Origin of the sequence: Streptomyces sp. NRRL S-37, assembly GCF_000721605.1 — a bacterium.
GTDB lineage: Bacteria > Actinomycetota > Actinomycetes > Streptomycetales > Streptomycetaceae > Streptomyces.
The window spans coordinates 1-11,951 of record NZ_JOIZ01000024.1 but is presented as its reverse complement, the minus strand read 5'-3'; the positions used below and the strand labels follow the sequence as shown (position 1 = coordinate 11,951).

13 protein-coding genes are annotated in these 11,951 nt (G+C 68.4%); 1 reads left to right on the top strand and 12 read right to left on the bottom strand.

The window, feature by feature from the left end; all coding sequences use genetic code 11:
* Positions 1-19 precede the first annotated feature (19 nt).
* Positions 20-925 carry an ectoine hydroxylase gene (gene thpD, locus IH50_RS0130525; protein WP_199822167.1) on the bottom strand — a complete coding sequence of 302 codons (906 nt, stop codon included), beginning with the start codon at positions 923-925 and terminating at the stop codon, positions 20-22.
* A 65-nt stretch (positions 926-990) separates the two neighbouring features.
* On the opposite strand from thpD, the gene IH50_RS0130520 reads away from it, so the two are divergent.
* A complete protein-coding gene (locus IH50_RS0130520; protein ID WP_030869470.1) occupies positions 991-1,923 on the top strand; it encodes a LysR family transcriptional regulator in 933 nt (310 codons plus the stop codon).
* 14 nt (positions 1,924-1,937) lie between these two features.
* Here the strand turns inward: IH50_RS0130520 and IH50_RS0130515 are convergent, their stop codons facing one another.
* From IH50_RS0130515 to IH50_RS0130460, 11 genes are all read right to left on the bottom strand, one after another.
* Positions 1,938-2,447: a flavin reductase family protein gene (locus IH50_RS0130515; protein WP_158801331.1), complete on the bottom strand. Its 510-nt coding sequence runs from the start codon at positions 2,445-2,447 to the stop codon at positions 1,938-1,940.
* Between the two features lie 14 nt (positions 2,448-2,461).
* Positions 2,462-4,000 (bottom strand): amino acid adenylation domain-containing protein, encoded by a 1,539-nt coding sequence (locus tag IH50_RS0130510; RefSeq protein ID WP_030869466.1) that lies wholly within the window; start codon positions 3,998-4,000, stop codon positions 2,462-2,464.
* Positions 3,907-5,004 (bottom strand): hypothetical protein, encoded by a 1,098-nt coding sequence (locus IH50_RS0130505; protein ID WP_158801329.1) that lies wholly within the window; start codon positions 5,002-5,004, stop codon positions 3,907-3,909. The genes IH50_RS0130510 and IH50_RS0130505 overlap by 94 nt, the downstream gene beginning before the upstream one ends.
* Positions 4,947-5,525, bottom strand: a complete 579-nt coding sequence (locus IH50_RS43615) for a 4'-phosphopantetheinyl transferase family protein (protein WP_420709147.1) — start codon at positions 5,523-5,525, stop codon at positions 4,947-4,949. Before IH50_RS43615 ends, IH50_RS0130505 begins: the two co-directional genes overlap by 58 nt.
* A 104-nt stretch (positions 5,526-5,629) precedes the next feature.
* Entirely contained in the window at positions 5,630-6,766 is a 1,137-nt protein-coding gene (locus IH50_RS0130490) for an acyl-CoA dehydrogenase family protein (RefSeq protein WP_030869454.1), read from the bottom strand.
* Positions 6,759-7,961 carry an acyl-CoA dehydrogenase family protein gene (locus IH50_RS0130485; protein ID WP_078914144.1) on the bottom strand — a complete coding sequence of 401 codons (1,203 nt, stop codon included), beginning with the start codon at positions 7,959-7,961 and terminating at the stop codon, positions 6,759-6,761. Before IH50_RS0130485 ends, IH50_RS0130490 begins: the two co-directional genes overlap by 8 nt.
* Positions 7,958-8,215, bottom strand: coding sequence for a phosphopantetheine-binding protein (locus tag IH50_RS0130480; protein WP_030869448.1), 258 nt, complete (start codon positions 8,213-8,215; stop codon positions 7,958-7,960). Before IH50_RS0130480 ends, IH50_RS0130485 begins: the two co-directional genes overlap by 4 nt.
* Positions 8,216-8,238: 23 nt before the next feature.
* The gene (locus tag IH50_RS0130475; RefSeq protein WP_030869445.1) at positions 8,239-9,477 is read right to left on the bottom strand and encodes an alanine racemase; all 1,239 of its coding nucleotides are present in this window, start codon (positions 9,475-9,477) and stop codon (positions 8,239-8,241) included.
* Entirely contained in the window at positions 9,470-10,966 is a 1,497-nt protein-coding gene (locus tag IH50_RS0130470; RefSeq protein ID WP_030869442.1) for a class I adenylate-forming enzyme family protein, read from the bottom strand. Before IH50_RS0130470 ends, IH50_RS0130475 begins: the two co-directional genes overlap by 8 nt.
* A 1-nt stretch (position 10,967) precedes the next feature.
* Positions 10,968-11,240, bottom strand: coding sequence for a hypothetical protein (locus tag IH50_RS0130465; protein ID WP_158801327.1), 273 nt, complete (start codon positions 11,238-11,240; stop codon positions 10,968-10,970).
* 31 nt (positions 11,241-11,271) lie between these two features.
* Positions 11,272-11,951, bottom strand: a 680-nt coding sequence (locus IH50_RS0130460) for an aminotransferase class III-fold pyridoxal phosphate-dependent enzyme (RefSeq protein WP_030869436.1), incomplete at its 5' end; no start/stop codon positions are given.

Below are 11,951 nucleotides of genomic sequence, written 5' to 3'. Positions count from 1 at the left end.
GGGCACGCCCGTCACCTGCTCACCGAGGAATCGGAGTGAAGTCGCGGTTGCCGAGGTACTGCGGCCGGGGCTGCGGGGCCGCGTAGGGCTCTTCCAGGGTGTTTTCGGTGCTGTTGTAGACGATGAAGATATTGGAGCGCGGGTAGGGGGTGATGTTGCCGTTGGAGCCGTGCAGGATGTTGCAGTCGAACATGACGGCGGAGCCCGCCGGGCCGGTCACCTGGTGGATGCCGTGCTCGTTCGCCATGCGGGTCAGACTGTCGTGGTCGACCGAGCCCACGGTGAGACGGTGGACCCGCAGGGATTCCTTGTGGTAGTCGGGCGGGGTTTCGCCGACGGACGGGATGAACGTCTTGTGGGACCCGGGCATGACCATGAGAGGCCCATTGAAGTCGTAGTTGTCCGTGAGGCCGATGGAGATGCTGAAGGCCCTGGGGCGGGGCATACCGTCCTCGGAGTGCCACGTTTCGAAGTCCGAGTGCCAGTCGAACTCAGCTCCTCCGAAGGCGGGCTTGTAGTTGACACGGCTCTGGTGCACGTACACATCCGAGCCGAGTACCTGCCTGGCGATGTCGGCCAGCCGTGGCGAGTGGATGAGGTCGGCGAAGACAGGGCTGATCTTCTGCGCCTCGAAGACCGAGCGGATCTCGTTGGAGTCCGGTTCACGTACTACACGGTCGGTTCCGTGAAGGCTCGTGTCCTGGCTGAGGCGCCGCAGTTCGGCACGGTAGTGCTCCACCTCCTCAGGTGAGAGGAGGCTGTCCAGGACGAGGTAGCCGTCGCGGTCGTACTGTTCGAGCCGATCCCGGTCGAGAGGGCCTTCGGCGGTGGACCAGACGGTCGGGTCCTGACGGCGCTGAGGCCGAGGTTCGGCGACGGTGCGGGTCGGGTAGAGGTCGGTCCGTCGCGGAGTGGTCGTTGTCACGTTGTCCTCCATGTGCGGGCGAAGCGGTCTGGAGACCTGGCCCAGGGTCGTGTACTAGTGGAGTCATGATCGACTTGCGGCGGCTACAGGTTCTGCGGGCTGTTCATCAGCACGGGACGGTCACGGACGCGGCGTCGGCACTACATCTGACACCTTCGGCTGTCTCACAGCAGATCCAGGCGCTCTCCAAAGATCTCCAGGTCGTTCTGCTGGAGCGCGACGGGCGGCGGGTGCGGTTGACGCAAGCCGCTCATGCGCTGCTGCGGCACGCCGATGTCCTCTACGCCCAGTGGGAGGAAGCCACCGCCGAACTCGCCGGCTACGGGCGGGGCACGGGCGGCCTGGTCCGGATGAGTGCCTTCCCGACGGCGTTGACGGCGTTGCTGGTGCCGGCAGCGCTGTCCATTCAGCAGGAGGATCCGGCGATCAGGGTCGAGATGAGCGAGGCGGAGTCCTCGGAATGCTTCGACTTGCTGCTGGGCGACCGCATCGACATCGCGGTGGTCGTACCACTGCCCGGCAGTCCGACACCGATGGACCAGCGTTTCGACCAGCAGCCGCTCGCCGATGACCCACAAGACCTCATCGTCCCCGAAGGGCACCGTCTGGCCGACCGGGGCCCGATCGAGCTGGCGGAGGCGGCGACTGAAGCCTTCATCGCCGCTCCGGGCAGCATCGACCAGCACCAGCTGATCCTGGCCGCGTGCCAGGCGGCCGGCTTCTCGCCCCACATCGTGCACCGGGCACAGGAATGGAACGCCATCCTGTCGCTGGTCGCGCATGGCTTCGGCGTGAGTCTGCTGCCCCGATTGGCTCCCGTCCCGTTGGGAGTTCCGGTCGTACGCGTTCCCTTGCGTGGCTCCCCCATACCGGTTAGGCGCCTGGTGACGTGCATCCGCAAGGGCAGCCACGGGCAGCCGGCAGTGGCACGCGGGCTCGCGGCGTTGCGCCGAGCCGCCGCGTCGCGCAGTGACATCAACGCGTTGGCCGCCGGATGAGTGGCGTGAGATGGTCATGATGCCGAGGGGCCGGGGTGCGTGCGGTGCTGGTGATAAACGAGCGGGGTGTGCTCGGTGTGGTGATCGCTCCAGATGACGCGGCCGACCAGCAGGAGGTGGTCGAGAGCGTGCTGGACTGCTTCGACCGTGCAGACCACGCCTACCGCGGTGTCGGTCAGGACGGGCTGTCCGTGGAGCAGTGTGTGCGCCACCCCGTCGAAACGGTGGTGAGGGTCGCCGCCGGCGAACTGTTGTGTCAGGGCACGCTGCTGCCAGCTGAGTGCGTTGACGGCGAAGGCGCCCCGGCGCTCGATGTGCTGGGCCGTGTGGCTGTCGGCGGCCAGGGAGACCAGCATGCTGGGAGGGTCCATCGACAGGGAGAGCACGGCGCTGGCGGTGCATCCGACCGGGCCGGTGTCGGTGGTAGTGGTGATGACGGTGACGGAGGTGGGCAGATGGGCCATGGCGCAGCGGAAGTCTGCCGCGATGTGAAGCGGTTCGTGCTCGCGCAGTGAAGTAGTCACACGTTGTCCCTCGTTCAGGCAGCGGAGTTCAGGGCTGCGGCGATCGCACGGCGGTCCACCTTGCCGTTGGCGTTGAGCGGGAGGGCGTCGAGCCGTGTCATGGTCGACGGCATCATGTAGGCGGGCAGTCGCTGCCGTAGCCGCTCGGTCGCGGTCGAGGAGTCGGCTTCTCCGACATAGGCGGCACGCAACTCCGTCCGCACGGCAGACCTTTTCACGCTCACCACGATCGCGTCGTGGATCCCGGGCTGCTCGCGAAGCGCTGCCTCGATCTCCCCGAGTTCGATCCGGTAGCCGTGGATCTTCACTTGCTCATCGAGGCGGCCCAGATGGAGAAGCACCCCGTCGTGCCACCGAACACGGTCCCCTGTGCGGTAGTACCAGTTGTTGTCGGGCGCCTGATGCCGCTGGGAGTGGAAGGGGCGAGCACTGCTCGGGTCGGCGAAGCGCCCTGTGTCGGCCGTAGGGTCGAGATAGCCGGGGAAACGCTGAGGGCCGCGGATGACAAGTTCCCCTTCGTCCGCACGCCGTAGGTCCTGGTCCAGTATGTCGATGTCGTGACCGGGGTGCGGGGTGCCGATGGGCACTGTGCCGTTGGGCGTGATCGGCCACTCGGCCGGGTCGGCCGGCAGGCGGTACTCGGTGCAGGTGACGGTCATTTCGGTGGGGCCGTACAGGTTGGTGATTTCGCTGTGCGGCGCCGCGGTCTGCCAGGCCCGTGCCTGGGTGAGGGTCAGGGCTTCCCCCGCGAACAAACTGTGTCGCAGGGTCGGCATGGCCGACGGGGTCAGCTTGCGCAGGCGCGAGGCGAGAGAGATCAGGGACGGTACGGAGAACCAGTGGCTCAGCGCCTGATCGTTGACGAAGCGGACAGGGTCCAGCACGTCCTCGCGGCTGGGCACGACGAGTGTCGCCCCGGTGGTCCAGGCGCTGGACATGTCGAACACCGACGGGTCGAAGGTCAGGTCGAAGGTCTGGGAGATCCGGCTTCCGGGCCCGATTCCGTAGCGTTCACGCGTGTACTGGACGTAGGAGGCGACGTTGCGGTGCTTTATGGGGACGCCCTTTGGCGTGCCGGTGGAGCCCGAGGTGAACAGGATGTACGCGAGGTCGTCAGGACGAACCGGCGCGGGCGTGAACGGCCCGCCGGGCGTGGTGGAGGACAAGGACTCGCTGTTGAAGTGGATGACGGGGGCCGGCAGGCGTTGTTCGCCGCCTGCTGTGCCGTCCGCCACCACGGCGCTGAGGCCGGCAGCGGAGGCGATGGCGGTGTTGCGGGCGGCGGGGAAGGACGGGTTGAGGGGGATGACGGTGGCGCCGACCATCTGGATGGCCAGGTAGCCCGAGTAGCTGGTGACGGTCCGGTCAGCCAGCAGCCCGATCCTCGCCCCGGGGGACATCCCTTCGGCCCGAAGAGTCTGAGCGATGTACTCCGCGGCAGCCTGCAGTTGGGCGTAGGTCAGGCGGTACGGACCGGTGCGCAGTGCCTCGTGTTCCGGGTGGTGGAGCGCTGCTCGTCGGAAGTGGTCGTGGAGGGGGTGGTGAGTGGCCACAGTTGCTCCTTGTCCTCCTGCCCGAGCAAGCTCCGAGCCTCGGTTTCGGCCGCTGCCAGGCCCTGCAGGGCCGTGTCGATGAGGGAGGTTCGTGGCCGGCCGCGACGGGCGGAGTTCACCGCGAAACGCAGCGCCTTGGGCAGGCCGGACCAGCAGGAAAGAGCACGGCGCAGGGCTTGTTCACGCTGCGGGAGCCACTCCGGGCAGGGGGAGGCGAGAAGAAGATGGTATTTGTACTGGTGATGACGGGAGGCGGCCCAGAGGTCTTCCAGAACCGCAGGCTCGTCCGCGTGCGCACAGACGGCGTCCAGGTGCTCGACCAGGTAGCCGCTCACGTCGTCCGGGTCGGTGATCCACACGCCGTCTTCCGCCGTGTCGTCGGTGTCCCCTGCCGGCACCCGGGTGAACCACTGACGGGTTCCGACCGGTGAGGCGGGCACAACATGCCCGAACACCTCACGGCTGCGCCTGCGCTGCACGGGACTGAAGGCGTCGTCCGTGGTGAACAGCGCCGCCATGTCCGGGGACGACACCCAACCGCTGAAGGGGACTTGTTCCTGTCCGTTGGGGAAGAGGCCGCTGAAGTGATCATGCAGCTGCCAGAGTTCGCCGTTCCGGTGGCCGGTCGCCACCAGGAAGTGAGGGGCTGGCTCCTGACCCGGAGGTGCCCAGGGAAGCCGGGCCGCGTCGGCTGTGAACAGGACCCGGCCACGCGCCTCGACCTCGTCAGCGAGTGCCTCCAGTGCCGTGTCAAGCTGTTCCGCGCCTTTCGGTCGGAGCGCTGTGCCATCCGGCAGTTGGTCGAGGGCGGTGGCATGGTGGCGGAACGCGGGTGGCTCAGGTCGGGCGGCGGGCTGGAGCGCGAGACGTGCGGAGTACGCGAGACGGGCGGGCGCGGTGGGGTCCTCTTCGGCCAGGTAGGCCAGGAGAGCGCTGGTGTAGCAGCTCAAGCCTGCACCGGCTGCCATCGCGCCACAGCTCGTGTCGTCATGTCCGTCGACCACGTCTCCTCCTTCCTGTATGCGGGTCGGCTGGGATGAGCAAGACAGATCGGATACGGGCTGGCTGTGCCGGTGAGGTGCCGCCAGGTGAGATCTCGCCAGCGTCCTTCCCGTGCGCCGGCCTCGACTCTGATCCGCCACGGTGCGCCGGCGATGCCGGTGCCGGCGGCCTTGCTGCACGCCTCCTGAGCCGTCCAGATGTACGCGAACTGCCGGGCTTGCTCAGCGCGGGGAAGACGCCGCAGTGCGGTGGCGGCCGAAGGGGAGCAGCACCGGCGTAGGAGTGCCCGGCTCGGTGGTACGGGGACCTGTACGTCGATGCCGACCGGGTGATCGGCGACAGCGGCAGCGACCGTGTCCCCGCTGTGGGAGATGCTGACCGACAGGCACGGATGTGCGGGCACATGGGGTTGCCCTGTAGCCCGAGTGCTCAGGGGGGCGAGCAGGTCGACCCCGAGGTCGTTGAGGAGGAAGCGTGCGAGGGCACGGCCCGCCAGGTGTTCCCTGGCCCGCCACGCCGGCATGGTGCGCGCCGCCGGGCTGATGTCGGAAGGCTGCAGAACGTCGAGGGCCTCCTCCATTGAGGCGACCGCGAAGTGCAGTCCTGGGCGTGGGCTGACCGGCGTGATCATGATGCGGTGTTTCGTGTGTCCAGCAGGGTTTCGGCGTGGTCGGCGATCAGGTCCCGGAGCGTGTGGCTGGTGCCGCCGGCGATGCCGAACATCGCCGCCTCGGTCCGCAGGTGGTGCAGGCCGTCGCGTGCGAAGGCCTGAGCGCCCTGAAGGCGCGCACAGACGGTCAGGACCCGGTCGAGGGTTTCGGCTCCGGCCGCTTTGAGCAGCGCGGCGGCCGCGGCGGGTGGAGGGGCGTCCGGTGCGGGTGAGTACGTCTTTTCGCAGAGGGCGTCGAGACGTTGCTGGTCGAGCAGGACTGTGGCGAACTCCTGGCGTACCGCGGCGTTGTCCCACTGCGGGGCTCCGGCGATACGGCGCCGGGTGAGCATCTGACGTGTTTGGGAGAGGACGCGTGCGGCGAGGGCATTGGCCCACAGGCCGCTTGCCAGGCGCTCGGTGTTGATGCGGCGGGCGAAGGCCGCGAGCCCTCGTGACGGGGAGCCGATGAGGTGGTCGGTGGGCAGCCGTACTCCGTCGAAGTGGAGGGAGCCGATGCCGGCGCCGTCGAACCACAGGGTGTCGGCCGGTTCCACCCGTACGCCGGAGGCGGTGAGCGGAACGAGCAGGAGGGAGAAGTGGGTGAAGTGCTTGCCGGGCCGGCGGCGTGCCAGAACGAGGGCCTGGTCGGCGGTGAGCGCGTTGACGATCCAGCGTTTGCCCCCGGTGAGGACGAGTGTGTCGCCCTCCTGCTCGAGGCGTGTGCCCATGGCGGTCAGGTCCGAGCCGGCGGCGTCGCTGTCTGTGGCGGCCAGGGCCAGAGTGAGCTGGCCAGCCGTTGCCTCTGCCGCTGTGCGCCCGGCCAGGCTGTCGGGCGGTGCGTCAAGCAGGAGGGGCAAAGCGGTGGCGGCTTGGACGCAGAAGCTAAGCGTGACGCCCAGGGGAAGCACCGCGTCCAGGGCGGTCAGCGTGGTCCGCAGGCGCTCGGGGTCGAGTCCCCAACGGGCGTCCGGACTGGGGTCGTTGTAGAGGGCGCTGACGAGGCCGGAGGCGGCGAGCGTCTTCCAGACGTCCCGTGCGTGTGGGCAGGCGTCCGCGCCGAAGGGGAGCAGGGCCTCCTGAAGGGCCGCGGTGGCAGAGGGCGTCTCAGGCATACGTGACTTCCTGGTCCATGAGGGTCAGGGTGCCGTTGGCCAGCCGGAGCCGGTCGTTGCCGTAGTTCAGTGAGGCCGAGCGCAGGTCACGCCAGGCTCGTTCCAGGCCCAGGGGCGCGTCGCGCATGTACCCGTGGCGCAGCCCAGCGAGTTCGACGAGTTCATCCACGGCCGTGAAACACTGTTCCGAGGCCGTCACCTTGACAGTGTTCAGCAGCGTTTGCACGGCAGGTGCCGCCGGGTCACGGTCGGCCTCCTGGTAGACACACGCGGCGTGCTGGATCAGGGCGTGAGTCGTCTCCAGCCGCTGCCGGACGGTGGCAAGGCGGCTGAGCAACAGTTCACTTCGCATGTCCCGTCGGCGCCGTTCAGCGGGGCTGCGGAGCCAGGACACCGTGCGGGCCAGGGCGCCGGACGCCGTGCCGAGCCAGCAGGAGGACCAGCCCAGGTGAGCGAGGGGAGCGAAGGTGCGCACCGTGATGTCACGGAAGCCGCCGTGGTCCCCGACGACCTGGTGAGCGGGTACGGCTCCCCGCAGACGCACTGGCCGGCTGTCGGTGCCGCGCATGCCGAGCGGGTTCCAGCGGCCCGTGGGCTCTACATCGATCTGTGAGCGGTGTGCGTAGATGAGGGACACTTGGTGGGGTGAGGCCGCGTCGGGGGCCTGGGTGGTGATCAGGAAGCCGTCGGCGTACATCCCTCCTGTGACCACTGGCGCCGTCCGGTCGATCCTGAGGTGATCGAGGTCGCCGGTGAGGGGGGTGTCGGAGGTGAGGAGGTGCCCGCCGGTGCCGGCTTCCGTGGTAACGGACGCCAGGTAGAGGTCGCCGCAGGCGATGGCGGGAAGCAACTCGTCGCGCAGGCGCTCGGAGCCGTGGTGCAGGACGGCGGCGACCTGCTGGCAGTGCATGGCGAAGATCATGCCCACGGACATGCACTCACGCGAGAGGCGGGAGGCGGCCTCGAGCATGTCCGTCAGGGTCCCGCCCAGTCCGCCGTAGGCGGTGGGGATGAGGAGGCCCAGCAGACGGCTCCGGCGGAGTTCGTCCAGGGCGGCGGTTGGAAAGATCGCTTCGTGGTCTGTCCGGGCAGCGTGATCACGGACGCGGGCCAGGACCGCTTCCAGGCAGATGGCCTCGGGCGGCTTCACTGCGGCGTCCTGGGCCAGGTGGCCGGGCCGGTCGATGGTGGTCATCGCGTCGACGCTGCCGTGCGGGTGCGGGCGTCGTCCACGGCCTGCCAAAGGTGCCCGGCCGTGGAGAAGGTCGTGTCGTTGAGCTGATCGTCCTCCAGGCTGACGCCGTAGAGGTCCTCGATGTCGAACAGCACTTCGATGGCCTGCATGGAGGTCAGGCCGAGGTCACGTAGGGAGGCGTCCGCCTCAAGGGGCTGGTCGGAGGGCAGGAACCGCAGGTGGCGGCGGAGGAGGTCGGTGAAGGAGTTGTCCATGGGTGGAGTCCTTTCGTGACGGTTCAGACGGGTGAGTGGGTGGCGGTGCGGTGTACGCGCAGCCGGCTACTGTCCACGTGGGCCGTGCCGTCCATGACGACTTCGGCGGGGAGCGGATGTCCCAGGAACAGGACGAGGCTCGCGTGCAGACCGTAGGCGCCGACGTTGGGGACGCTGAGGATGTCGCCGGGTGTCATCTGGTCCATCGGAGCGGACCGGGCCCAGGTGTCCAAGGGAGTACAGAGGGGGCCGCACACCATGGCCGGCGTCTGCGGCGCATGCCCCGTGGCCCCATGGTGGTGCAGTTGCGGCCGGATGGCCGGAACGCGACGCAGGCCCGACATGCCGCCGAGGTGGTGGATACCGGTGTCCAGGACGAGTACACGCTGACCGTGCGCCTGCTTGACGTCGAGGACGCGGGTGTACAGCCGGCCGCATGTGGCGGCAAGGTAGCGTCCTGATTCGAAAGCGATGACAGGTTGCCCGTGGCGCCAGCCGGGAAAGGCGCTGTCGAGTTTTCGAGCGAGCCGGTCGGCCAGGGTCGGGAAGAGGGGCAGTCGGCCCTCATGCGCGTAGGGGGCTCCGAAGCCGCCTCCCAGATCCAGCGTCCGTAGCGGTGCGCCCAGTAGGTCTTGGACACGCTCCGCGGTGTCGATCGCGACGGTGAACTGCTCCATCAAGGAGTCTTCGTCGCTGAGGTTGGTGGCGAGATAGAGATGCAGTCCCTCCATGCGGGCGTGGGACTGTTGGGTGAAGGCGGCCGGGTCCGCTTCGATGGCTGCGATGTCGGCGCCGAAGGGCGAGGGCAGTCCCGTCATCGCCAGTCCGGCTCCGGGAGCGGCGACCTCGGTGTTCACCCGGAGGAGGAAACGTGCGGTGGTTCCGTTGCGCCGGGCGGCTGCGTTCAGCTGGCGGGCGGCGTGCGCCGAGTCCAGGGAGAAGTTCCGGACCCCTTTGGTGAGAGCCGCGTCCAGGTCGCAGTCGCGCTTGCCGGGCCCGGAGAACAGGATGTCCTTCGGTGGGACGCCGGCGGCCAGTGCGTCCTCGAGCTCTCCTGCGGAGCTGATCTCCGCGCGGCAGCCGCGTGCGTGCAGTGCGGACACCACGGCCGGGTGGGGGTTGGCCTTGAGGGAGTAGTAGAGGACGCTGGGGGCGGGTAGCTGAGCCCGCAACTGGTCACACGCGTCTCGTACCGCCGCCACGTCGTACACGTAGGCAGGGGTGGGTCCTTGGTAGCCGGCTGCGTCGGGGAGGTCAGACACTCGCGGCCTCCCTTGTCAGCTCGGTGAGACGCTTCTTGTCGATCTTTCCGTTCGCGTTCGTCGGCAGGGCCGCCATCCGGCGGCAGGAACCGGGCACTTTGTATCCCTCGATGTGCTCGCGCAGCATGTGGAGGACTTCGTGCGGTTCGGCCGTTCCGCTGGTGACCAAGAGGGCATCGGGCCGCTCGGCCGTAGGGACGAGAACCGCCGCCGTGTCGACACCGGGAAGCCGGCGGGCCGCCTCCTCGACCTCGATGGCGCTCACCCGAAAACCCTGTTGCTTGTAGACGTCGTCACGGCGTCCGTCGAAGTAGAGGTAGCCGTCCTTGTCGACGAAGCCGTAGTCACCGGTGCGCAGTTCGGGGAACAGCCCGTCGCGGCGGACGAAGCGCTCGCTCGTGGGATCGGGGCGCTTCCAATAACCGGCCATCACGTGGGGCCCGCGAACCGTGATCTCACCCTGGCATCCGGCCGGCAGGCGCTCACCGTCCTCGTCGACGGTGAAGACCTCCGTGCCGTCCAGCGGCCGGCCGACGGTGCCGGGCCGCAGCAGGTCCTCGTCGGGTTCGAGGATGGAGACTCGTTTGCACTCCGTCAGGCCGTACATCAACTGAACTCGCAGGTCCGGCAGCAGCTCCCGGAGACCGGCCAGCACTTCCGTGGGCATCGCTGCCCCGGTGTTGGTCATCAGACGGAGTTCGGGCCGCTCCTGAGGCCGGCGCCGCAGGAGGCGCAGCAGTCCTGCGGCCATGGGCGGCACGGCAGGCAGCACCGTGGCGCCTGCCGTCTTCAGGTTCTTCGAGAATCCCGGGCCGGTCTCCGCAGCCGTCGCCAGATACAGGTGAGCGCCGGCTTCCGCGGCGAGGAACACCTGGTAAAGGCCGTAGTCGAAGGACAGCGGCAGCGGACTGTAGATGACATCGCTGGAGGCGTAGCGAAGGCGCCGGGCGATGGCGCGGGTGACGAAGGAGACCTGTTCATGCGTGGAGACGACGGCTTTGGGCATGGCCGTGGTGCCCGAGGTGTAGATCAGGCAGACCGGGTCCACGGGCAGGGACGGCGTCACGGCGACGGGTGTTCCAGGGGCGGCTGTCGCCTCGCGCGTCAGTTGACTCAGGCTCGCTGTGGAGATGGCCTTGCCTGTGGCCAGGTCACGACTGCGGGTGTCGTCGGTGACGAACAGTCGCGGGTCGCTGTCGTTCAGGATGTGCGCGAGAACATCGCCGCGTACCTCCTCATGGATCACCGAGAAGACGGCTCCCAGCCGGGAGGCGGCGAACAGGAGAGACGGCAGGTGCACGTCGCATGCGCCGGTCACAACGATGCGGTCCCCGCGCCGCAGGCCGTGATCTTGCAGGACGTGGGCCATGCGGTGGCTGGCCGCGATGAGTTGCTCGTAGCCGAGTGTGCTGTTGCCGGCTGTCAGTGCCTGTGGGGCGGCAGCCGTCCGCGGCTGGTCCAGCAGATGGTGCAGCAGTGTCGTCTCCATGTCAGACCGCCTGTGTGGTGCGGGCTTCGACGGCGCGTGCGGCGAGGTCCGTCAGACGGTCGAGGTGACGCAGATTGTCGATGGTGAGGTCGGCTGCGTCGAATGTGACGTCCAGGTCCTGTTCGAGCTCCTCGACGAGGTCGACCATACGGAAGGAGCTGAAGGTGGGGTGGGCGTCCAGGGCGGGCTGGGTGCGCAGTTCGCCTGGCGCCACTTCGAGGATGCGTGCGGCGCGGCTGAGTACGGTGTCACGTAGAGACGTTTGCTCAGGCATGGGACTCCATCAGAGCCGAGTGGTGTGTGGGTCAGGTGGTCTCGCGGACAGCCCGGGCGAGCATGCGCAGTCCTTCGTCTGCTTCACCGACGGTGATGGTGAGGGGCGGCAGAAGCTTGACGACTTCGTCCTGCGGACCGGAGGTTTCCAGCAGCAGTCCGAGCTCGAAGGCGCGTCGGCAGACTTCCGCCGCACGTTCCGTGCGGGTGAATTCCACGCCCCAGACCAGGCCGCGGCCCCGGTAACGCGCTCCGTCGGCGGCGTTCTCGTCGCAGAGAGCCAGCAGTGCCTGCTCGATCTGCTCGCCCCGTGCCCTGGTCTGCTTTTCCAGCTGGTCGTCGGCCCAGTACGTGTCCAGGGCCGCGGTGGCGGTGACGAAGGCGGGGTTGTTGCCGCGGAAGGTGCCGTTGTGCTCGCCCGGCTCCCAGACGTCCAGTTCGGGCTTGAACAGGGTCAGCGCCATCGGCAGTCCGTAGCCGCTGATCGACTTGGAGACGGTGACGATGTCGGGCGTGATGCCGGCCTCCTCGAAGGAGAAGAAGGCGCCGGTACGGCCGCAGCCCATCTGGATGTCGTCGACGATCAGCAGCATGTCCTGGCGCTCGCACAGCCCGGCCAGGGCGCGCAGCCACTCGGGCCGGGCGACGTTGATGCCGCCCTCGCCCTGCACGGTCTCGACGATCACGGCGGCGGGCTTGTTGAGGCCGGAGC